Below are 21080 nucleotides of genomic sequence, written 5' to 3'. Positions count from 1 at the left end.
TGTCAAGAGAAGTATTTCTCTTTGACACACCCTCAGCTTTTTTGAGACCGTTGTATAGCAGGCAAATTGCTTCGTTGCTTGCGAGATTCGCGCTTGGTCATTTACCTGAAACAATAAGCTCTTGTCTATAAAGCGACACCGATACAACGCCTAGGCCATGTAGAGCTGTTTGGTTATATTAACATCACGTGAGTTCGATATAAGGGATAATAGGAATAATAGAGTTTAGAAAGTGTTGTAAATCAGTGTAATTTCTTATGTATTTCATTGCAAAAGTGGTGAATTATTTGTATCTTAGTAGTTGATAATCAATAAGATATAAACAAACAAAACACCACTTTATGAAAACAAATATAGTTGAAATTTTCTGTCTTACCGATGATTTTTCCAAACTTTTCGATACCTTGATTCAGCAAAGAACCCTTTGCGAAGGAAACAAAAAGCGAAGAAATCGCAAGTTTAGGATGTCCGATGCTGAAATCATGACTATTCTGATTCTTTTCCATCATTCGAGGTATCGCGATTTTAAGTCCTTTTATCTTCAATATATTACGCAACAATGTCATTCGGATTTTCCTTCGTTGGTCTCTTACAATCGTTTTGTGGAATTACAAAGCAAGGTGGCATTCAAACTAATTTCATTTCTCAATATGTGTTGTTTGGGCGAATGCACCGGTATCTCATTCATTGATTCCACACCTTTACGCACCTGCCATATCAAGCGGGCACACGGGCATAAGACCATGAAAGGATGGGCCCAAAAGGGCAAATGCAGTATGGGATGGTTCTATGGTTTCAAACTGCATATTGTGATTAACGACCGGGGTGAAATCATTCAATATCAAATCACACCGGGGAATACGGATGACCGTGCTCCACTTAAAGGCGGAACCTTCACGAAGAAACTTTTCGGCAAACTTGTTGGCGACAGAGGATACATCTCACAAAGTCTTTTCGATAAGCTCTTCATTGACGACATACACATGATTACGAAGATAAAGAAAAACATGAAAAACACACTGATGAGCCTGTATGATAGGATATTACTCAGAAAAAGAGCACTTGTGGAAACCGTTAATGACCTACTCAAAAACGTTTGTCAAATAGAGCATACACGACATAGAAGCGTCAATAATTTCGCCATTAATTTGATTGCCGGCATAATTGCCTACAATCTGCTACCCAAAAAGCCGGAATTAAACCTAGAAATCATACACAATCCATCAACCCTCTTAGTACACCACGCTTAGACCGAACTCACGTTAACATCGATTTCCCCTCCCTAATACTAAGGATCGTATGGGTAGTTATTTGCTTTTTATCTTATTCCTTTATTCGCTTTAAAACAGAATCCATCACAAAACATATCGCTTGCTCGGTTTTTATCATTGTGACCATACATTAGCAAAATACTTTGAAAAGATGGCTTTTACCGATTGAACCTGAGCTTGAGTAGGCTCCACAACTCCATCAAGTTGATATTTCTCTCCAAGTGATTCGTATTTGTGCTTACCATACGTATGGTACGGCAATACCTCTACCCTTTCAATATTGGAATATGATCCGAAATGCCTCCCTAAAGCTTCCAAATCATTTACATCATCTGTATACCCCGGAACTAATACATACCTCAAGCGTATAGGCTTATTTATTACAGACAAATAATGAGCTGTAGCCAGAGTCTGCTTATTGTCACGTCCTGTGATTGCGAGATGTCTTTCAGAATTGATTTCTTTGCAGTCGAGCAACACCATATCCACAATACCAAACAGCTCTTTCACATCATCATTCATAATGCTGCCATTGGTATCTATACAGATATGTATGCCATTTTCTTTGAGCATGCGACATAAAGGGATCAAAGCTTTTGCCTGAAGTGTAGGCTCTCCTCCACTAAAAGTAACGCCGCCTCTGCGTCCAAAAAAAGGTTTTTCACTCACGGCTCTCCTTACAATCTCTTCAGGAGATACAAACTGTCCCCCCTGATTACAATTTATCGTATCAGGGTTTGCACAATAAAGACACTTGAAGTTACATCCTTGCAAGAAGATGACGAGCCGGAGACCCGGCCCGTCAAAAGTTCCCATTGATTCGAAAGAATGAACTCTTACAGGAAGATTCATTACAGTTATCGCATACGTTTGTGGAAAGAACGAGATATCACCTCAAGCTGGTGTTCACGACTGAGTTTCGTGAAGTTTACAGCATAGCCGGATACACGTATGGTAAGCTGAGGATAATTCTCAGGATGCTCCATAGCGTCTTCCAACATTTCTCTATTGAGCACATTTACATTCAAGTGGTGAGCACCTTTGCTAAAGTAACCATCCATCATACCCGTAAGATTCTCTACTTGTTCACCTTTATCGGAGCCCAATGAATGAGGTATGATTGAGAAAGTATTGCTGATACCATCTTCTGCATCTGTGTAGTCAAGTTTAGCAACAGATGTAAGTGAAGCAATTGCACCGTGATTGTCACGTCCGTGCATAGGATTAGCACCCGGAGCAAAAGCTACCCCTTTTTCACGTCCATCAGGAGTAGCTCCTGTTTTCTTTCCATACATTACATTACTTGTAATGGTAAGGACTGACAAAGTAGGCTGTGCATTTTTATAAATAGCAAGTTCCTTGAGCATTTGGCTGAAGGTATGGGTAATGTTTTTGGCTATTACATCCACTTGGTCATCATCATTACCATAGCATGGGAATTCACCTTCCGTATCAAATCCGACAGTAAGTCCTTGCTCATTTCTGCGAGCAGTTACTTTGGCATGCTTGATAGCCGAAAGCGAGTCTGTAGCGATAGAAAGTCCTGCCACTCCGTATGCAAGGTTGATTCTGGGATTGGTGTCAATAAATGCCATTTGGGCGCGTTCATAATAGTATTTGTCATGCATGAAATGAATGATGTTCATAGACTCATTGTATACACGAGCAACTTGTTTGAGTACGAGCAAGTAGTTGGCCCATATTTCATCAAAATCCAATACATCACTCTTCAGAGCAGGAATACCTTCAATCATAGTTGTTCCGGTAAACTCGCAACGTCCGGCATTCATGGCTAAAAGTAAAGCTTTTGCCAAATTGGTACGTGCTCCGAAGAATTGTATCTGTTTTCCTATTTCTTGGAAAGACACACAGCAGGCAATACCATAATCATCACTGCATCTGGTTTCTCTCATCAAATCATCATTCTCATACTGAATAGATGAAGTATCAATGGAGACCTGAGCACAAAAATCTTTGAATCCTTGTGGCAGAGATTGTCCCCACAGTACAGTTAGGTTAGGTTCCGGACTTGCTCCAAGGTTATAAAGAGTCTGCAAAAAGCGGAATGAGGTCTTAGTCACTTTGTGACGGCCATCAGCTAAGCTTCCTCCTATAGACTCTGTTACCCAAGTAGGGTCTCCGGCAAATATTTCGTTGTATGAATTCATTCTCAAGTGACGAACCATACGAAGTTTCATTACAAATTGGTCGATCAATTCCTGAGCCAACTCTTCTGTAAGGCCTTTATGATCCATATCGTATTGGATATAGATATCTAGGAAAGATGAAACATTACCCATAGACATGGCTGCACCATCCTGATCTTTTACAGCGGCAAGGTAAGCAAAATAAACCCACTGAACAGCTTCCTGAGCATTCAATGCAGGGCGATGTAAATCAAAACCATACATCTCACCCATTACAGCTATTTCTTTGAGGGCTTTGATCTGCTCGCTCACTTCTTCACGTAAGCGAATACGATCTTCGGTCATCGGGCCCACAAGGTTCTTAAGATCTTCTTTTTTTGCCTCAATAAGCCTATCGATACCATATAGAGCAAGTCTGCGATAGTCTCCGATCACTCTGCCTCGAGCATAATTGTCAGGCAAACCGGTAAGAAAGCCTAATGAACGGAACGAACGAATCTCATCGGTATAAGCATCAAAAACTCCGTCATTATGAGTTTTTCTATAGTGTGTAAAGATATCGGTCACTCTCTCATCCACCTCAAGACCATTCTCTTTTACGGCTTTTTCCACGACTTTGTATCCACCCAGAGGTTTCATCGCTCTGCGCAGTACTTCGTCGGTCTGAAGACCTACAACAACTTCGTTGTCTTTATCTATGTATCCGGGTTTGAATGAAGTAATAGAGGAAATTGTCTTAGTGTCTATTGAACGAACACCATTGTTGTCACGCTCTTCTTTTAGGGCTACTAAACATTTTGCCCATACAGCTTTGGTTTTTTCCGTAGCAGGCTTTAGAAAAGAGGCATCTCCATCATAAGGAGTCACATTTTTCATCACGAAATCGCGGACGTTTATTTCTTTTTCCCAAACTCCGCTTTTGAAGTTCATTGCTTCTTCCATTAAAAGTATGATCTATTAGGTTTATAATAGGCTATTTTGCAAACTACAGTTTGCGTTTCGACCACAAAAATAAGACAATTATTGAAATACAGAAATATTTAGAGATTGCTAATTATAAAAATAGCACTAAATAGGTAGAAATATTGTAGAAAAAAACATTAAAGAATAATCTCACGATCTTGGAATATTATTTTTTTAACATGAAATAACCTGTTCATATTACAAAACAATATCAATATTTTGCACATAAAAAACCAATGATATAATACAACACTTATTAATCCAAGAAATAAATATAGCAGTATGCTAAAAGAAAAAAATGAATAAATTATTTTGATAAATTCTTATGCCCCCCCTTTTTTCACATAGTCACAAATCGGTATCATCAAAAAACAAAATGTAATCTGTAGACATCGCACCTATACAATAGAAAAATGAATATATCTACAAAAGCTGATAGACTTAAAGGAGATCTATCCCATTTTGATCCAAAAATAAGGTAATGGCACAGCAAGCCTCTGCATCTGCCATAGCATGGTGGTGGTGGCTTAAGTCAAAGCCACATCTATAAGAAACAGTATGGAGTTGGTGATTCGGTAATTCTTTCCCAAAAATTCTTCGAGAAGTTTTGCAGGTACAATAGAACTTATAACTTTCCGGATATTCAAGGTTAAAATATTGATGTATAGCTCTGAGGCAACTTTCATCGAAAGGACTATTATGTGCTACAAAAGGCAAACCCTCCACTTGCTCCTTGACATAATCCCAAAATTCATAAAAATACGGTGCCGGATCAGTATCTATCTTGGAGAGCCCATGTATGGCTGTATTGCCCGGCGAGTAATAATTGGGTATAGGATGTATGAGGCTATATATTTTGTCTTGGATAATACCATCTCTTACAATAACCAAACCCGCACTACAAATACTTGATCGTTTGAAATTGGCTGTTTCAAAATCTATAGCGACAAAGTCTTTCATATCAATATGGGAATCTCTTTATTTGGGAGGTGATACAATATAAATAAAAAGGCTATGCTCCTATAAAAATTATAGAACATAGCCTTTGAGGTATCCACTCTATAACGTGTTTATTCTTTTACACGGCCTATATAAGACCCATCGCGAGTATCTATTTCGATGAGCTCACCTTCAGTAATAAACAAAGGCACACGTACCTCAGCTCCTGTTTCTACAGTAGCAGGTTTGAGGGTGTTAGTAGCAGTATCGCCCTTAAGTCCGGGCTCTGTATAAGTTACTCTCAATATAACATGAGCAGGAAGTTCGCAAGTGAGAATGCTTTCAGACTCGGCATGTACCATAGCTTCTACCATATCACCTTCCTTCAGGAACTGTACACCATCGATAGCAGCTTCAGGAATAGAAATTTGATCAAAGGTTTCAGGATGCATGAAATTGAGTCCCATATCATCCTTGTAGAGGAATTGATATGGACGACGTTCTATGCGTACTTCATCCACCTTTACACCACTATTCCAAGTTTTGTCAATCACCCTGCCTGTAGTAACATTCTTCAATTTAGAGCGAACAAAAGCGGGACCTTTACCGGGTTTAACATGGAGGAATTCAACAATGAAATAGTATTGTCCGTCGATATCAAGACACATACCATTGCGAAAATCTGCTGTACTAGCCATAAATAAATTATTCTTGTATGTATTTGTTTATATTTTGGAGATTACAAAAATAATGAAACAATCCGAATAATAAAGAATCCTTCATGACAATGCTTGCCATAGAAGAATATAGCTTACCTAATGGTATTATTTCTCGTTATTAATAATCTTTCTGGTCTTTAGTGGTGTAGCTCCAAACATTTTACGTGAAAATACACACAGGTAACTAATAGACGAAAAGTGATACCTGTCCGCTATTTCCTGTAGAGTCATTTTTTGTTCCGCAAGATCTCGGTAGATATATTTGGCTCTTTGTTCGTGCATCCATTTCAGAGGAGGAATACCAAATTCTTCCAAAAACATCCTTTTGGCACTACTCGAAGAAATACCTATCATCTCTGAAAGCTCCTCGACCGTTTTACATTCCAGGTGATGCCTGAAGACAAATGACCGAAAACCAACATTACGACAATGATATGACACAAGGAATTCGTCCAACTCAATTGTTGTAAGGGATAAGCGTAACACGTAGAAAAACTCACGTAGCTTAATCTCATAGACGGAGATATTCTTTGTATCATTCTCAAGGTAAAACAATACGGAGTTTAACCAAGAAACCATAGCTCCTTTAAATTGTAAATTAGTTATTCTACCATCTCGTCTGCCTGATGAAGTGTGGCAAAAATTATGCTTCCCTAAATGGCGATTAAGATCATGGGGGCATTTGCCCAAGCAAAGATTGATACTGGGCGAAAAGTGAAAAAGCAAGAATTTAGCTCTCTCCTGAGCATGAACCTCGAAAAGCTTACCCATGGGAATGAGATAAACGTGATCATGAAAGAAGTCCACAATCTTCTCACCCATAGAAGTAATTTTGAGGGATCCCGATATTAAAAAGACAAAAGCATAATCCCCCTTAGTCTCAATAAAATAAGGCTCATCTTTGCCAAGTTCCAAAAGCAAAGGTATATCTACTACAGAGTTGGCAACAGTATGCGTAAGGGAGTTGTCCGAGAACATAAGATCTGCATCTATGTCAACCGGTGAAGTTATATTTTGGGTAGAAGTCATACTTTACAGTGAAACGGGTTAATGTTTAATAGCAACTAAGATGTAAAATTAATAAATTTGGCTTTTATACTACCTATTTTTAAAGCAAAAAATCCCTCTCAAGTTACATATTTTATTCAGATAAAATTTTATTCTGAAAAATTTAACTTTACAAAAGTACCATTATACCTATTATCTTTCAAAATACACTTAACATCAGGGGTATAACAACGTAAATATTTCAGGAAGATATTTACATAAATCAGATTATTAAAAGATATATCAATATTTATTTGAGAATGAAAAAGAATACAAAAATCAACAAAAAACTTATTGAGCTAAACGTCATAAAAAGCATTGAGTATTTATGACAAAAAGAAAGAATCGATCTCCATAAATCACAACAAGCGAAAAAATCATATTAACACAAAATCAAACGAAATAAAAACAAAAAAACACAATACGCCAACATTATAGTTTTTTTTAATATCTCAGGACTGTACATTTATCCATAAAAGAAGGGAAAAATAAACCGATGTTGATACGCCATATAAATCTAACTAGGCTTTTTCAGATTCTTAGTTAGGTTCTATTATTTTTCTAACTACGCTTTTAGATTTTCTTAGTTAGAAAAAAATAAATTCTTAGTTAACGTGAGTTCGGTCTAAGCGTGGTGTACTAAGAGGGTTGATGGATTGTGTATGATTTCTAGGTTTAATTCCGGCTTTTTGGGTAGCAGATTGTAGGCAATTATGCCGGCAATCAAATTAATGGCGAAATTATTGACGCTTCTATGTCGTGTATGCTCTATTTGACAAACGTTTTTGAGTAGGTCATTAACGGTTTCCACAAGTGCTCTTTTTCTGAGTAATATCCTATCATACAGGCTCATCAGTGTGTTTTTCATGTTTTTCTTTATCTTCGTAATCATGTGTATGTCGTCAATGAAGAGCTTATCGAAAAGACTTTGTGAGATGTATCCTCTGTCGCCAACAAGTTTGCCGAATAGTTTCTTCGTGAAGGTTCCGCCTTTAAGTGGAGCACGGTCATCCGTATTCCCCGGTGTGATTTGATATTGAATGATTTCACCCCGGTCGTTAATCACAATATGCAGTTTGAAACCATAGAACCATCCCATACTGCATTTGCCCTTTTGGGCCCATCCTTTCATGGTCTTATGCCCGTGTGCCCGCTTGATATGGCAGGTGCGTAAAGGTGTGGAATCAATGAATGAGATACCGGTGCATTCGCCCAAACAACACATATTGAGAAATGAAATTAGTTTGAATGCCACCTTGCTTTGTAATTCCACAAAACGATTGTAAGAGACCAACGAAGGAAAATCCGAATGACATTGTTGCGTAATATATTGAAGATAAAAGGACTTAAAATCGCGATACCTCGAATGATGGAAAAGAATCAGAATAGTCATGATTTCAGCATCGGACATCCTAAACTTGCGATTTCTTCGCTTTTTGTTTCCTTCGCAAAGGGTTCTTTGCTGAATCAAGGTATCGAAAAGTTTGGAAAAATCATCGGTAAGACAGAAAATTTCAACTATATTTGTTTTCATAAAGTGGTGTTTTGTTTGTTTATATCTTATTGATTATCAACTACTAAGATACAAATAATTCACCACTTTTGCAATGAAATACATAAGAAATTACACTGATTTACAACACTTTCTAAACTCTATTATTCCTATTATCCCTTATATCGAACTCACGTTAGTTAGAAAAATCCAAACACGTAGTTAGGAAAATAGCATAAGACAGTTAGAAAAATAGCTCCACCTAACTAAGAAAAAAGTATCATAGAGCTCAAAAACAAAAAAAGCCGTAAAGAGGTGTATACATCCCCATTACGGCTTTTATTGTTAACGTCAGGTGCCTTTTTACATTCTGACAATTTGATATTTATTTCTCATTACCTTGTTTTGACAAAATGATAGTTTAGCTATAGTTAGGATACTTCGATTACTTTATTAAGTTTTACTCTCTTCACAGGTCTCACTTTTGAGTTTATAATACACTTAGATTTGATTATAGTTGATATCATGATTTCGTTAGTATAAATTTGGATATGGACAAAGATACAACATCCTCCCTCCTGTTGTCAAGAGCTCACTGTTTTTTATGATATAAGTCCTCCACGCATATGCAAAACAGAATGGTGTTTGGTCTCTTAATATACATAAATTACGACTAATAGTAATCCATTTATATGGAGTATAAGCTTAGAATAATAAAATATCAATTTATATGGATCCTTCTTAGAAAATGATTGCAAGATTTTTATCTTTGTATAAAAAGATAAATAATTAAAGATGGATAATATTATTGATAATTATAATAGTGTAGCGCGTTTTTCAGATATTGAGATACTTCGCTATCATGTGAGCGATTTTGAGACCTTACCGCTGGAACACAAGATATTGATATTTCATTTATCTCAGGCAGCTTTGTCCGGTCGTGATATTATCTTTGATCAAAACTTTAGCTTCAACCTTAGAATAAGAAATTTATTAGAATCTGTATACACACTATATTCAGGGGATAAGTCTACAAAAGAATTCAAAGATTTCGAGGAATATCTATTCAGGGTTTGGTTTTCATCAGGGATCCATCACCATTACAGTAATAAAAAGTTCAAGCCCTCCTTTCCAAGGAATTTTTTGCTTGATATGATCAAGCAGATTCAGAACAAAGGACAATTACCCGCTTTTACTCCTCGTGAAATCACTCCCCTACTTGATGTTATTTTTGATCCTTCTATAGCACCCAATAAAACGGAGCAGAGCGGAAATGCTGACTTGTTACAGAGTTCATGTGTCAATTTTTACGACCATTCTATCACCCAAAAGGAAGCCGAAGAGTTTTATAATTACCAACGATTACATCCACAACCTGAAACAAAAGATACACCTTCTTCTTATGGGCTCAACAGCAGGTTGGAAAAGGATGAAAACGAAAATCTATTCGAGCGTACTTATCAAATAGGAGGGCTTTATAGCAAGGCTCTTAGTCGAATAACAGTGCATTTGGGACAAGCTCTTCATTATTGCCAAACTGAAGAGCAAAGCCGAGCCATGAAATCACTGATCGACTACTACAATACAGGAGATCTCCAGCTATACAATGACTATTGCATCTCATGGCTGAGAGACACAGTAAGCACCGTCGATTATATCAATGGTTTTACTGAAACATACTCAGATCCCATAGGGCTCAAAGGTAGCTGGGAAGGATTGGTACATATCAGAGATATTGAAGCAACAGAAAGAACACAAAAAATCAGCCAAAATGCCCAATGGTTTGAGGATCACGCACCTATTGATCACAGATTCAAGAAAGAAAATGCTGTGGGAGTCATTGCCCATGCCGTAAACGTAGTGATGTTGGCCGGAGATTCATATCCTGCTACTCCCATTGGGATTAATCTCCCAAATGCTGACTGGATAAGAGCAGCTTACGGCTCAAAGTCTATTACGATAGAAAATATACAGCAAGCATATAATATAGCTTCTCAAAACAATGGATTACTTGAAGCTTTTGTGACAGATGCGGATATGATATCCAAAATCAAGCAATACGGACCAATAACGGATCGTCTTCATACAGATCTGCATGAATGTCTGGGACATGGATCAGGTAAACTACTGGATGATACTTCTCCCGATTCCCTGGGACAACACGGCTCCACATTGGAAGAAGCCAGAGCAGATCTTTTTGCTCTCTACTTCATAGCTGATCCCAAGATTCTAGAAATAGATCTTTTGGACGATCCCGAAGCCTACAAAGCTTGTTACTATCAATATATCCTCAATGGTCTCATATTACAATTGTGCCGTATCAAACCTGGAGAAAAGCTTGAAGAAGCTCACATGAAAAACAGGGCTCTTATCGCCCGATATATTTTGCACAAGGGTACTTTGGCGGGCTATCTGAAGCTTGAAAATACTTCTCTCACAATCAGTAATTATGGAGGTATAAGAGGAATAATAGCAGAACTGCTAGCAGAGGTGCAAAGAATAAAAAGTGAAGGAGACTTTGATGCAGCCGGTAAATTGATTGAGAAATATGCCATAGATGTAGATAAAAAACTTCATAAACAAGTATTGGACAAATATGAGAAGCTTAATATAGCCCCATATAAAGGTTTTGTAAATCCCAGGCTTACTCCTGTGTATGATACTGTAGGCAATATAATAGATATTACTATATCTTATGGAGAAAGATACGCCGAACAAATGCTAAGATATAGCCGTGACTACAGCTATATGTCACTCAACCCCACCCTCAGCGCCCGTATAAAGGAAGATAAACATATCAGCAAGCGTACGCTGGATATCGCCAATGAATTGAGAAAGAAATTACGTATCAGTATGGATGGTGTAGTATCTACCATGATGCGGGAAAAAGGGCTCAGCTACGGTATAAACTTCGGCCTCACACGTGAGTATATTACCAAATTGGCAGCAACCCTACCCCATGATCTTGAATTGGCTCGTTATTTATGGCACAGAGATGTAAGGGAGCTGAAGATAATAGCGACTATGATTTTCCCTGATGATAAGCTTTTCTATGAGGAAGCAACAGAGATGGCTGTAACAGCATCACAACATGTAGAACTCAGAGAGCAGCTCACCATGAATCTCTTGAGCAGATGCAAAGAAAGCCCTCTTTGGGCTGCAGCGTGGCTATTGAGCAAAGGAGACCCGCATCTCAATGAAAATAAGCGTGAAAAGCTCTCTATGGTTGCATTGATATTATTAGCTCGGATGGCAAGGAAAGGATTGAGTCTAAATCATATTTTACTAAAAAAATTGCTTTTCAGGACTTATGATATAATGCTGGATCTCCATAAACCATCTACCACTGACTTCACCGATGCCCGACAACAAGCTGCGGTATTATTTCTAAAACGAATAGCATGTACCGGAGATTTGGAAGAATCTATGGTGAAAGAATTAATAAAAGAATTGGGTAGCTCATCAAATCCTATCGAAAAAGAATTTTACGATGATATCATGTTTGATATTGAATTTAACACTAAGGATTAAGCAATAGCAAATACTGTTGATTTTAATACATTTATCAGGTATTTGTACTCAAAAGATAAGGTAATGTCTACCCAGCAATAGATATTATCTTATTATTTTTTGATAGTATCTGAAGCCTTTTTTTGCATCGTCTGATAGTAACGACAATATGGTGTAAGCCCACACTCATTACATTTGGGCTTCCGAGCCAAGCAGACATATCTGCCATGTAATATAAGCCAATGATGAGCCTTGGCGATGAGAGGCTCGGGAATATACTTGATCAACTCTAATTCTGTCTGTAAAGGAGATTTGGAGTTAGTAGTAAGTCCTATTCGATTGGATACTCTAAATACGTGAGTATCGACAGCCATAGCAGGCTTGTCAAATATGACTGATGCAATCACATTGGCTGTTTTGCGACCTACTCCCGGAAGCTTTATAAGATCACTCACTTCATCGGGAACTTCAGAGTGGAATTCCGAAACCAACATTTTAGCCATGTTGCTAAGATGCTTGGCTTTATTATTAGGGTAACTGACACTTCTGATATAAGGAAAAATATCCTCAGGTTCGGCTTTAGCCATAGCCTGAGGATTTGGATATTGCATAAGTAATGCAGGCGTAATCATATTAACACGTTTATCAGTACATTGAGCTGACAAGATTACTGCTACCAGCAATTCAAATGGAGTAGTATAATGAAGCTCTGTTTCTGCAATAGGTCTGTTTTCTTCAAACCATTGAATTACGTGTCTAAAACGCTCCGCTTTTGTCATAATATTAGTGCACGCTCTTGAACTGCTCCAAGAATCTCTGATCATTTTCAGAGAATAAGCGTAAATCCTTTACTCTATATTTAAGATTGGTAATACGTTCTATCCCCATACCCAAAGCATAGCCTGAATATATAGAACTGTCGATACCACAATTTTCCAAAACATTAGGGTCTACCATACCGCATCCCAAAATCTCTACCCAACCTGTATATTTACAGAATGCACATCCTTCGCCTCCACAGATATTACATGAGATGTCCATTTCCGCTGAAGGTTCGGTAAAAGGAAAGTAAGAAGGACGTAATCTTATTTTTGTATCAGGGCCAAACATCTCTTGGGCAAAATACAATAAAACTTGCTTAAGATCAGCAAATGATACATTCTTATCTACATACAAAGCTTCTACTTGGTGAAAGAAACAATGTGCACGGTATGAAATCACCTCATTACGATATACTCTACCCGGACAAATGATACGAATAGGAGGTTGTGTCTCTTCCATTACACGGCTTTGGACTGAGGAAGTGTGTGTACGCAATACTACATCGGGCTGATGCTGAATAAAAAAGGTATCCTGCATGTCACGGGCGGGATGATCCTCTGCAAAATTTAAAGATGAAAACACATGCCAGTCATCTTCAATCTCAGGACCTTCTGCAATGCTAAAACCCATACGAGCAAAAATCTCACATATTTCCTCTTTTACCAAAGTCAAAGGATGTCTGGTACCAAGCCTATGGGGATACGCAGTACGCGACCAATCAATACTATCAACCTCACTATGCTGTAAAGAAAGGTTTTCCCGTAATTGATTGATGGTATCGGTAGCTTTGTTCTTGAGCTGATTCAACTGTTGCCCCAAAGCCCTCTTCTCTTCCGCTGAAACCGTTTTGAAGTCATCAAATAATTTGGCAACTTCTCCTTTTTTACTAAGATATTTGATACGGAGAGCTTCTACCTCTTCCGTGGTTACGGCTGTAAGATTTGCTATCTCTTCTAACAGCGCCTTGATTCTATTTTGCATATTCTTATAATTTCACCATGCCAGATTACAAATTTAGCTGTTTTTATCGAACTATTAAGATTTTTTGAATTATTGCTAAACAAAAAGAGCTGCCATATATGACAGCTCTTTATGTATTAAATAAAACCTTTAAAGTTTCCTTACAATATCTTTGAAGGCATTATTATGCCATACCGACCATACCCGGTACAGAGTTGAAGATAAGGATAGACACAAGCAAAGCCAAAATAGCATACAGCTCAGGGAATACGGCCATCACCATTGTAGCAGAGAAGACATTGTGTCCTGATCCGATAGCCTGAATACCATTGGCACAAACCTGAGACTGGCGAATGGCTGAGAAAAGGCCAACAACACCCAAAGCCAAACCGGCTCCGAAAATTGCCCATGCAGCCACAGCTCCCAGTGCTTGAGCAGCAACCAACTTACCGATCAGCGATGAAGCCATAAAGAAACCAACGAAACCATAAAGACCCTGAGAACTTGGTAATGCGCTCAAAGCAATGTAAAGACCCAAAGAATCAGGATTCTTTCTCATAGCACCAACAACAGAGTTACCGCAGATAGTTACACCAATACTACTACCTATACCGGTAAGTCCGACCATAAGTGCAACTCCTAAATAAGCCAACATTTCGTTCATAACAATTCAATGATTTGATATTAATTATACTTTTAATTATTTGTTTTTTTATTTCTAAAAGGTTCGTATTGATTACCCCCACCCTCAAACTCACTATTCTTGTAAAACTCTACATAGGTAAGACGAAGCGGGTGTACCAAAGATCCGATCATAGCTAAACCAAAATTTATAGCATGCCCCACAACAAGGATAATAAGCATCACAGGTATGCGGGCAAGAATAGGCATCGACTCCGTTTGTACGACTGCCAACTGATTAAATACCCCCCCAAGAATAGAGCCGGTAAGGCCGATAGCAAACAATCGGATGTAAGATAAGGTATCGCCCAATAATCCGGATGCATTGTTGTAAGTATCCCAAAGCCCTGTGCCGAAATTGATAAATATGTTTTTTCCGGGTGTATTGTAAAAATAAGCCACTAACAAACCTGCTAATGCTACTCCCCACAATACATTTCCTATCATAGAAGGAGCTGTAGGGGCAAGCTTTGGGAAAGCCAAAGCAAGTAAAGAACATAGAATTACAACCACCCAAGCAAAACGAGAAAGGCTGTATTTGATACCCTTCTGTTTTTTTACCTTGATGGCAGCAAGAACTTTTCCGTACAATATCTGAATAAGTCCTATTATAAGGGACAGAATCATCAGATTGTTCTGATTGAGGAAATAGTCTTCCGGTTTGGCATATCCCAATGTGACACCAAAAAAGGATCCCATAAGCATACCCACCACAAAGGCAGAACCGCCCAACCATTGCATAAGTCCCAAAATAGGCTTTTTATCAGGTTTAGCCTTGATTTTGAGTAATGTGCAGAGAACTAATACAAACAGTCCATATCCGCCATCACCAAAGCACATACCAAAGAAAAGCATAAAGAAAGGCGCAAATAAAGGGGTGGGATCCAACTCATAATAATTAGGCAAAGAGAACATCTTGGTTAGAGGTTCAAAGAGCTTTGTAACCTTATTATTTTTGAGTTTAATAGGCACTTTTTCCCCCTCTATTATCTCCATTTTATGGAAATAATAATTATTTTGGCTCAATGCATTCTCCATTGATAAGGCTTTATCCTCAGGCACCCAACCTTCCAGAACCATCAACGCATTTTCTGCTTGAAGATCAGCCTGTAAGATAGCATTGCTGAAAGAAAATTTATTATCGAGGTAAATATCATACTGAGCTAAGAGATTGGCTTTATGATCAGCAAATTGCTTAAGCTGCCCAACGACTTCTTTTTGCTCCTCAATAATTACCTTTTGCTCATGGTCAAGAGTAGAAAGACTTTTGACAGGAGCTTTCACAATATCAGCCTTGGGACGTTCATAGTCATCATCAAATTTATTGATGGTGATGAAGTGTACCTGAGACTTATCGCTAGTTACCTCTATAGCATTGAACTCATTGACCCAATCAGGGGAATAATTTGATTTGGATGTCACATAAAAGTCAATGACATACCCTGCTTTACGAAGTTTTGATACTTGCTCTACATCATAGTCTCCCCATACCTCAACATCTGTATATTCTTTGTTCTTGGCAAGGAACTCCTGATCCAAACGATTCTTTTTATCGAGCAATTCTTTAGCCTCGGCTAAGACCTTTTGGCCTATTTCCTCTGTAAAGTCATCAGAAAGTTCTACTTTTTCCTCTTCAAGTTTAACGTCGGTTCCGAAAGAAGCAACATTATGCCTGACTTGGGTAATCTCCTTACGAAGATTGAGCAGATCCTGTAATTCTTTAATTTCTTTAGGGTTCTTAGACTCCTGAATATGCACTACGCCTAAACTCCGAAGCTTTAATAAAAAGTCATGATACTCTTTATGGAAAATTACAAAAGAGTATTTGTTCATTGTAGTTATCATAATGAAGCCTCCTCAATTTTTTCGTATTTCTTTTCCAAATTTGCCCTCATAATCTTTTGAGCTGATTTGGAAAGACTCTCTTCATCTTCAAGGAAACGCTTGATCTTTCGAATAGCATCTTGGTAACCGGGAATCTGCACTTTCTCAAAAAGATTGACCTTTTGAGTAGTTTTCTTACGTGCATGCTCCAGAAACTCCAGCTTTAGTCGCAAAAACTCAGCCTCAACACCTGTAGTGGCCAAACTCTTGAGGAGATCAATCCCCTCTGCATACCACGAAGGTGAGTTGAAAAGGCTAAAAGGCTTTACATCATAATGTATATGATCCAAAACAGGAATGACCACTCCGGCAATCTTCTTTGTAGACAAATCTACACTATTGACTGATATAAGCTCCGGATTAAACTCATCCCACAAACTCACCATGCTTTGGTAACCTTGAATTTCCTGCTCAAGCTGCTGTTCCAATCGGTCAACCTCTCTTTTGGTCTGCTTCACCTGAACACGCAAAGCACTCTCCTTGCTCTTGATTGTAGGCAGGGTTCGCACACGCATTTTCAGGTTCTTTTCCTGTTGCTGAAGAGATGTTTTATTATATTGAAACTTTATCGCCATTTTGAATTATTTATCAAGCGTTTTCTTTCCAGTATTTATCTACAAGCTGCTGCTTGATATTGACTTCTGTGGGTTTGAAATACTTTGAGAACAGATCCCAAGCTGTATCCAACATTTCGGTGGTATTCAGATTGACGTCGATAGCGAGCAACTCTGTTGCATAGTCATCGGCAAATTTCAATGTTCTGTTGTCATAGTCTGTCAAATCGAAACCATTCTCCATCTTTGTTTGAGCATTGGCAGCATCAGAGAACAAACGTACAGCGGCATTCATAACCTGCGGATGATCTTCTCTTGTTTTCTTACCAATTACAAGTTGTTTGAGACGAGACAAACTTCTGAACGGATCCACAATAACTTTACCCACATTAGCATCACGTCTTAGATACAACTGTCCTTCTGTGATGTAACCGGTATTATCAGGAACAGCATGGGTAATATCCCCTCCTGAAAGTGTAGTAACTGCAATAATAGTAATAGAGCCGCCTTCAGGAAACTGTACAGCCTTTTCATAAATCTTGGCCAAGTCAGAATAAAGAGAACCCGGCATAGAGTCTTTAGATGGAATTTGATCCATTCTATTGGATACGATTGCTAAAGCATCGGCATAGTTGGTCATGTCTGTTAGTAACACAAGCACCTTCTCATTTTTCTCCACAGCAAAGTACTCTGCTGCAGTAAGTGCCATGTCAGGGATAAGTAATCGCTCAACGGATGGTTGTTCTGTAGTATTGATAAAACTTACAATACGATCCAGAGCTCCGGCATTACTAAATGTATTTTTGAAAAATAGATAATCATCATTGGTCATACCCATACCACCAAGAATGATCTTATCACTCTGAGCTCTCAATGCTACCATGGCCATTACCTCATTGAAAGGCTGGTCAGGATCGGCAAAGAAAGGTATTTTCTGACCGGTAACCAATGTATTGTTCAGGTCAATACCCGCAATACCTGTAGCAATAAGCTCTGAAGGTTGTTTACGTCGGACAGGGTTTACTGAAGGACCTCCGATTTCTACTTCATTACCATCAACAGCTGGGCCGCCATCAATAGGATCTCCATATGCATTGAAGAAACGACCGGCCAACTGATCACCAACTTTGAGTGAAGGAGCTTTCCCCATAAAAATAACTTCGGCATTCGTAGGGATAGCTTCAGTACCACCAAATACCTGCAAAGTTACCTCATCCCCCATAATCTTTACTACCTGTGCCAAACGGCCATTGATTGTAGCAAGCTCTTCATTACCAACGCCGGTAGCCTTGAGCATACAAGTAGCCTTGGTAATATTGGTGATTTTGGTATATATCTTTTGAAACGCTTTTGTAGCCATATCTATATTTATCTTATTTAGTACTTAAACGTTTATTTACAAGCTCTTGAAGTTGTGATTCAAACTTCTTGAATTCTTCGCTGTTAAACTCCGAATAATTCATTTGCTTAAATATATTGATCATTTGCTTGAAGTACTCGCTGACATCAACAAATGTGTCAAAAGTAAAATTGGAGTGACAAAGCTCCATGACCTTTTTGAGCATATATTCTTGACGTTCAAGGGAGGTATTACAGTCTACATCATCGAAAGCATCTTGTTGAAGGATAACAAAATCTATCAATTCAGCCTTCCAAAAGACTACGTGATATTCCAAAGGCACACCATCATCCCCGAGGATATTGATTTGCTCTGAAATTTCTTTACCCTGGTGAAGTCTCATTTTCACTTCATTTACCATCTCAATCCATTTGTTTCCTACCTTCTCAGCAATATATTGCTCAAACTCGGGATATTCCAAGTACTTTGAGTAACTATCAATAGGATTTACAGCAGGATATCTCTTCCTATCAGCACGTTCTTGTTCCAATGCATAAAAACAGCGTGCTACCTTCTTGGTATTTTCAGTAACTGGCTCTTTCAGGTTACCTCCCGCAGGAGATACTGTTCCGATAAAGGTTACCGAACCTGTAGCATCATTATTCAAATGCACAAAACCAGCTCGGGCATAGAAATTGGCGATGATTGCAGATAAGTCCATGGGGAAAGCATCAGGCCCGGGAAGTTCCTCAAGACGGTTGGACATCTCTCTCAAAGCCTGAGCCCAACGAGAAGTAGAGTCGGCCATCAAAAGGACTTTGAGTCCCATGCTTCTATAATATTCGGCGATGGTCATAGCCGTGTATACTGACGCTTCACGAGCCGCAACAGGCATGTTAGAGGTATTGGCAATAATGATGGTACGTTCCATCAATTTACGTCCTGTATGCGGGTCAATCAAGTGGGGGAACTCGGCAAAGATCTCCACAACCTCATTGGCACGCTCACCACATGCTGCTATAATCACAATATCAGCCTCGGCTTGCTTAGATATGGCATGCTGTAGCACTGTTTTACCAGTACCGAAAGGTCCTGGGATAAACCCCGTACCACCTTCTACAATAGGATTGATAGTATCAATAACACGTACTCCTGTTTCAAGAAGTTTGTGCGGCCTGGGCTTTTCTCTATAGCATGTTATAGCTTTTTTTACAGGCCATTTCTGAACCATAGAGATATCATGGTCATTGCCCTCGCTGTCTGTAATAACAGCTATAGTATCATTTACCTTATATGAGCCTTCGGGCGATAGACTTTTTACAGTATAACTCCCTTGAAAAGTAAAGGGAACCATAATTTTATGTGGTTGGAAGTTTTCATCCACTTGTCCAAGCCAAGCTCCACATTGTACTTTATCGCCCACTTTCGCAAGGGGCTTAAACTCCCACTCTTTATCATCGTCCAAGGGGTAAGTATATTCTCCTCGTTTAAGGAATACCCCATCCATCTTATCCAAATCATGTTGCAAACCATCATAATTTTTGGAGAGCATACCCGGACCCAGAGTAACCTCAAGCATATGTCCTGTAAATTCTACCGGGTCATTGATACGCATACCGCGCGTACTCTCAAAAACCTGAGCATATGCAGAGGAACCTATCACCTTAATTACTTCACTCATCAAGGCAATACCATTGACTGTGATGTAACAAATCTCATTCTGAGAAACAGGCCCGTCAACTTCAATTGTCACCAAGTTGGAGACAATTCCTTTAACAATTCCTTTTGTAGCCATTATAGTATTATTTCTGTTGTTTACGTTTAAATTCATCTAAGGACTTGCGACTTTCCTGTTTCAGAGAGTAAACTATTTTTCTAAAAGTTTCTTCTCCCTTAACTTCATTGAGATTAACCCACCTCTCAATAATACCAAGCTGCAAATAATACCCCAACACATGCTCTATACCAAATACATTTCTGAAGTATTTTTCCTCAATCCAATTCCATCTAAATAAATCTAGCATTCTTTCGCGGCGAGTAATATCCGTCTCCTCTGCAATCTGTATTATAGAAGGCAAATAATCAAGCTCTTCACTCAACCCAAAATCTTTGGAAGAAGATGTTCTCAATTGTTTTTCAATGTGCGAATCTCCTATAATAAATTGATTGGGATCCCACCCTAACTTACGACAAGTATAAACAGCCAATATGTTTTTTATATTGAGATTGAGTTTGAACCAATCTGAAACAAAATCATTGGATTGTTTAATGGCGTATTCATAGTATAGCATGGAAAGCCTATCTTCAGGAGAAAGGACTTTAAGGGGATCATGCTCTCTCTCTCCGTCTTCTTTTTCAGAGTACTCATAATCTAAGAAAGTATACACGTAAGAGGGCAGGTTTTTATACAAAGGAGGTTTCATCCCTTGCATATAGAAAGATATTATGGTATTGATTTGATTAGAATCAAAATAAACATCTTGTTCAGAATCTTCATCAGAGTGAGGTACAGATTCTTGCGTGGTTGTTTGTATAGCGTCTAAATCTATATTCTTTTCCTTATCCGGCAGTATCTTCAACAAGTGTCTATTGAATTGCTCCAGCTCAAGAAGTCTAAAGCTTTTATAATCATAACTCGTCAGAACATCTTTGAGCTCCTCACCGAAATCCTTTTGAGAAAAAGGCATCTTTCTTTGTTCTACTGAAATATCTGGAAGACCGGAAACTAACGCATAGTAATTAGCCATAAGAT

Annotated in this window: 16 protein-coding genes; 2 read left to right on the top strand and 14 right to left on the bottom strand. The window is 38.5% G+C overall.

What is annotated here, in order from left to right:
- Positions 1-341 precede the first annotated feature (341 nt).
- Positions 342-1250 carry an IS982 family transposase gene (locus VYJ22_RS07295; RefSeq protein ID WP_159036305.1) on the top strand — a complete coding sequence of 303 codons (909 nt, stop codon included), beginning with the start codon at positions 342-344 and terminating at the stop codon, positions 1248-1250.
- 135 nt (positions 1251-1385) lie between these two features.
- On the opposite strand, the gene pflA is transcribed toward VYJ22_RS07295, so the two are convergent.
- From pflA to VYJ22_RS07265, 6 genes are all read right to left on the bottom strand, one after another.
- Entirely contained in the window at positions 1386-2123 is a 738-nt protein-coding gene (gene pflA, locus VYJ22_RS07290; RefSeq protein ID WP_329903259.1) for a pyruvate formate-lyase-activating protein, read from the bottom strand.
- Between the two features lie 5 nt (positions 2124-2128).
- The gene (gene pflB, locus VYJ22_RS07285) at positions 2129-4360 is read right to left on the bottom strand and encodes a formate C-acetyltransferase (RefSeq protein ID WP_329903257.1); all 2232 of its coding nucleotides are present in this window, start codon (positions 4358-4360) and stop codon (positions 2129-2131) included.
- Between the two features lie 462 nt (positions 4361-4822).
- Positions 4823-5341: a 3'-5' exonuclease gene (locus VYJ22_RS07280; RefSeq protein WP_329903255.1), complete on the bottom strand. Its 519-nt coding sequence runs from the start codon at positions 5339-5341 to the stop codon at positions 4823-4825.
- A 110-nt stretch (positions 5342-5451) separates the two neighbouring features.
- Entirely contained in the window at positions 5452-6018 is a 567-nt protein-coding gene (gene efp, locus VYJ22_RS07275; RefSeq protein ID WP_329903254.1) for an elongation factor P, read from the bottom strand.
- Positions 6019-6144: 126 nt separating this feature from the next.
- Positions 6145-7068, bottom strand: a complete 924-nt coding sequence (locus VYJ22_RS07270; RefSeq protein WP_329903253.1) for a helix-turn-helix transcriptional regulator — start codon at positions 7066-7068, stop codon at positions 6145-6147.
- A 643-nt stretch (positions 7069-7711) separates the two neighbouring features.
- Positions 7712-8620, bottom strand: a complete 909-nt coding sequence (locus VYJ22_RS07265) for an IS982 family transposase (RefSeq protein ID WP_159036305.1) — start codon at positions 8618-8620, stop codon at positions 7712-7714.
- Positions 8621-9373: 753 nt separating this feature from the next.
- On the opposite strand from VYJ22_RS07265, the gene VYJ22_RS07260 reads away from it, so the two are divergent.
- Positions 9374-12109: a dipeptidyl-peptidase 3 family protein gene (locus VYJ22_RS07260; RefSeq protein WP_329903252.1), complete on the top strand. Its 2736-nt coding sequence runs from the start codon at positions 9374-9376 to the stop codon at positions 12107-12109.
- Positions 12110-12201: 92 nt separating this feature from the next.
- Here VYJ22_RS07260 and nth read toward each other — a convergent pair whose 3' ends face one another.
- The 8 genes from nth to VYJ22_RS07220 all read right to left on the bottom strand — a co-directional run bounded on the left by nth (position 12202) and on the right by VYJ22_RS07220 (position 21075).
- Complete coding sequence (nth, locus tag VYJ22_RS07255; protein WP_329903250.1) at positions 12202-12867, bottom strand: endonuclease III; 666 nt, start codon at positions 12865-12867, stop codon at positions 12202-12204.
- Positions 12868-12871: 4 nt separating this feature from the next.
- Positions 12872-13891 (bottom strand): phenylalanine--tRNA ligase subunit alpha, encoded by a 1020-nt coding sequence (pheS, locus tag VYJ22_RS07250; RefSeq protein WP_329903249.1) that lies wholly within the window; start codon positions 13889-13891, stop codon positions 12872-12874.
- Between the two features lie 163 nt (positions 13892-14054).
- On the bottom strand, positions 14055-14534 hold the full coding sequence (locus VYJ22_RS07245) for an ATPase (protein WP_329903248.1): 480 nt from the start codon (positions 14532-14534) through the stop codon (positions 14055-14057).
- A gap of 32 nt (positions 14535-14566) precedes the next feature.
- Positions 14567-16384, bottom strand: coding sequence for a V-type ATP synthase subunit I (locus VYJ22_RS07240; RefSeq protein WP_329903247.1), 1818 nt, complete (start codon positions 16382-16384; stop codon positions 14567-14569).
- A gap of 8 nt (positions 16385-16392) precedes the next feature.
- Complete coding sequence (locus VYJ22_RS07235) at positions 16393-17010, bottom strand: V-type ATP synthase subunit D (protein ID WP_329903245.1); 618 nt, start codon at positions 17008-17010, stop codon at positions 16393-16395.
- Positions 17011-17023: 13 nt separating this feature from the next.
- On the bottom strand, positions 17024-18349 hold the full coding sequence (locus VYJ22_RS07230) for a V-type ATP synthase subunit B (protein WP_329903243.1): 1326 nt from the start codon (positions 18347-18349) through the stop codon (positions 17024-17026).
- A 13-nt stretch (positions 18350-18362) separates the two neighbouring features.
- Entirely contained in the window at positions 18363-20123 is a 1761-nt protein-coding gene (locus VYJ22_RS07225) for a V-type ATP synthase subunit A (protein ID WP_329903242.1), read from the bottom strand.
- Positions 20124-20130: 7 nt separating this feature from the next.
- Positions 20131-21075, bottom strand: a complete 945-nt coding sequence (locus tag VYJ22_RS07220; protein ID WP_329903241.1) for a DUF2764 family protein — start codon at positions 21073-21075, stop codon at positions 20131-20133.
- Positions 21076-21080 lie beyond the last annotated feature (5 nt).

The sequence above is a fragment of the Porphyromonas pogonae genome, assembly GCF_036320655.1.
In the GTDB taxonomy this organism is placed as follows: Bacteria; Bacteroidota; Bacteroidia; order Bacteroidales; family Porphyromonadaceae; genus Porphyromonas; species Porphyromonas pogonae.
Note: the sequence above shows the minus strand (reverse complement) of the source record. Positions and strands in the feature narration are given on the sequence as shown.

Coding starts and splice junctions, on each gene's coding strand:
- VYJ22_RS07270 (WP_329903253.1), bottom strand. CDS start 7,068: ATGACTTCTACCCAAAATATAACTTCACCGGTTGACATAGATGCAGAT.
- VYJ22_RS07280 (WP_329903255.1), bottom strand. CDS start 5,341: ATGAAAGACTTTGTCGCTATAGATTTTGAAACAGCCAATTTCAAACGA.
- VYJ22_RS07220 (WP_329903241.1), bottom strand. CDS start 21,075: ATGGCTAATTACTATGCGTTAGTTTCCGGTCTTCCAGATATTTCAGTA.
- nth (WP_329903250.1), bottom strand. CDS start 12,867: ATGACAAAAGCGGAGCGTTTTAGACACGTAATTCAATGGTTTGAAGAA.
- efp (WP_329903254.1), bottom strand. CDS start 6,018: ATGGCTAGTACAGCAGATTTTCGCAATGGTATGTGTCTTGATATCGAC.
- VYJ22_RS07240 (WP_329903247.1), bottom strand. CDS start 16,384: ATGAACAAATACTCTTTTGTAATTTTCCATAAAGAGTATCATGACTTT.
- pheS (WP_329903249.1), bottom strand. CDS start 13,891: ATGCAAAATAGAATCAAGGCGCTGTTAGAAGAGATAGCAAATCTTACA.
- VYJ22_RS07230 (WP_329903243.1), bottom strand. CDS start 18,349: ATGGCTACAAAAGCGTTTCAAAAGATATATACCAAAATCACCAATATT.
- VYJ22_RS07265 (WP_159036305.1), bottom strand. CDS start 8,620: ATGAAAACAAATATAGTTGAAATTTTCTGTCTTACCGATGATTTTTCC.
- pflA (WP_329903259.1), bottom strand. CDS start 2,123: ATGAATCTTCCTGTAAGAGTTCATTCTTTCGAATCAATGGGAACTTTT.
- VYJ22_RS07245 (WP_329903248.1), bottom strand. CDS start 14,534: ATGAACGAAATGTTGGCTTATTTAGGAGTTGCACTTATGGTCGGACTT.
- VYJ22_RS07260 (WP_329903252.1), top strand. CDS start 9,374: ATGGATAATATTATTGATAATTATAATAGTGTAGCGCGTTTTTCAGAT.
- VYJ22_RS07295 (WP_159036305.1), top strand. CDS start 342: ATGAAAACAAATATAGTTGAAATTTTCTGTCTTACCGATGATTTTTCC.
- pflB (WP_329903257.1), bottom strand. CDS start 4,360: ATGGAAGAAGCAATGAACTTCAAAAGCGGAGTTTGGGAAAAAGAAATA.
- VYJ22_RS07225 (WP_329903242.1), bottom strand. CDS start 20,123: ATGGCTACAAAAGGAATTGTTAAAGGAATTGTCTCCAACTTGGTGACA.
- VYJ22_RS07235 (WP_329903245.1), bottom strand. CDS start 17,010: ATGGCGATAAAGTTTCAATATAATAAAACATCTCTTCAGCAACAGGAA.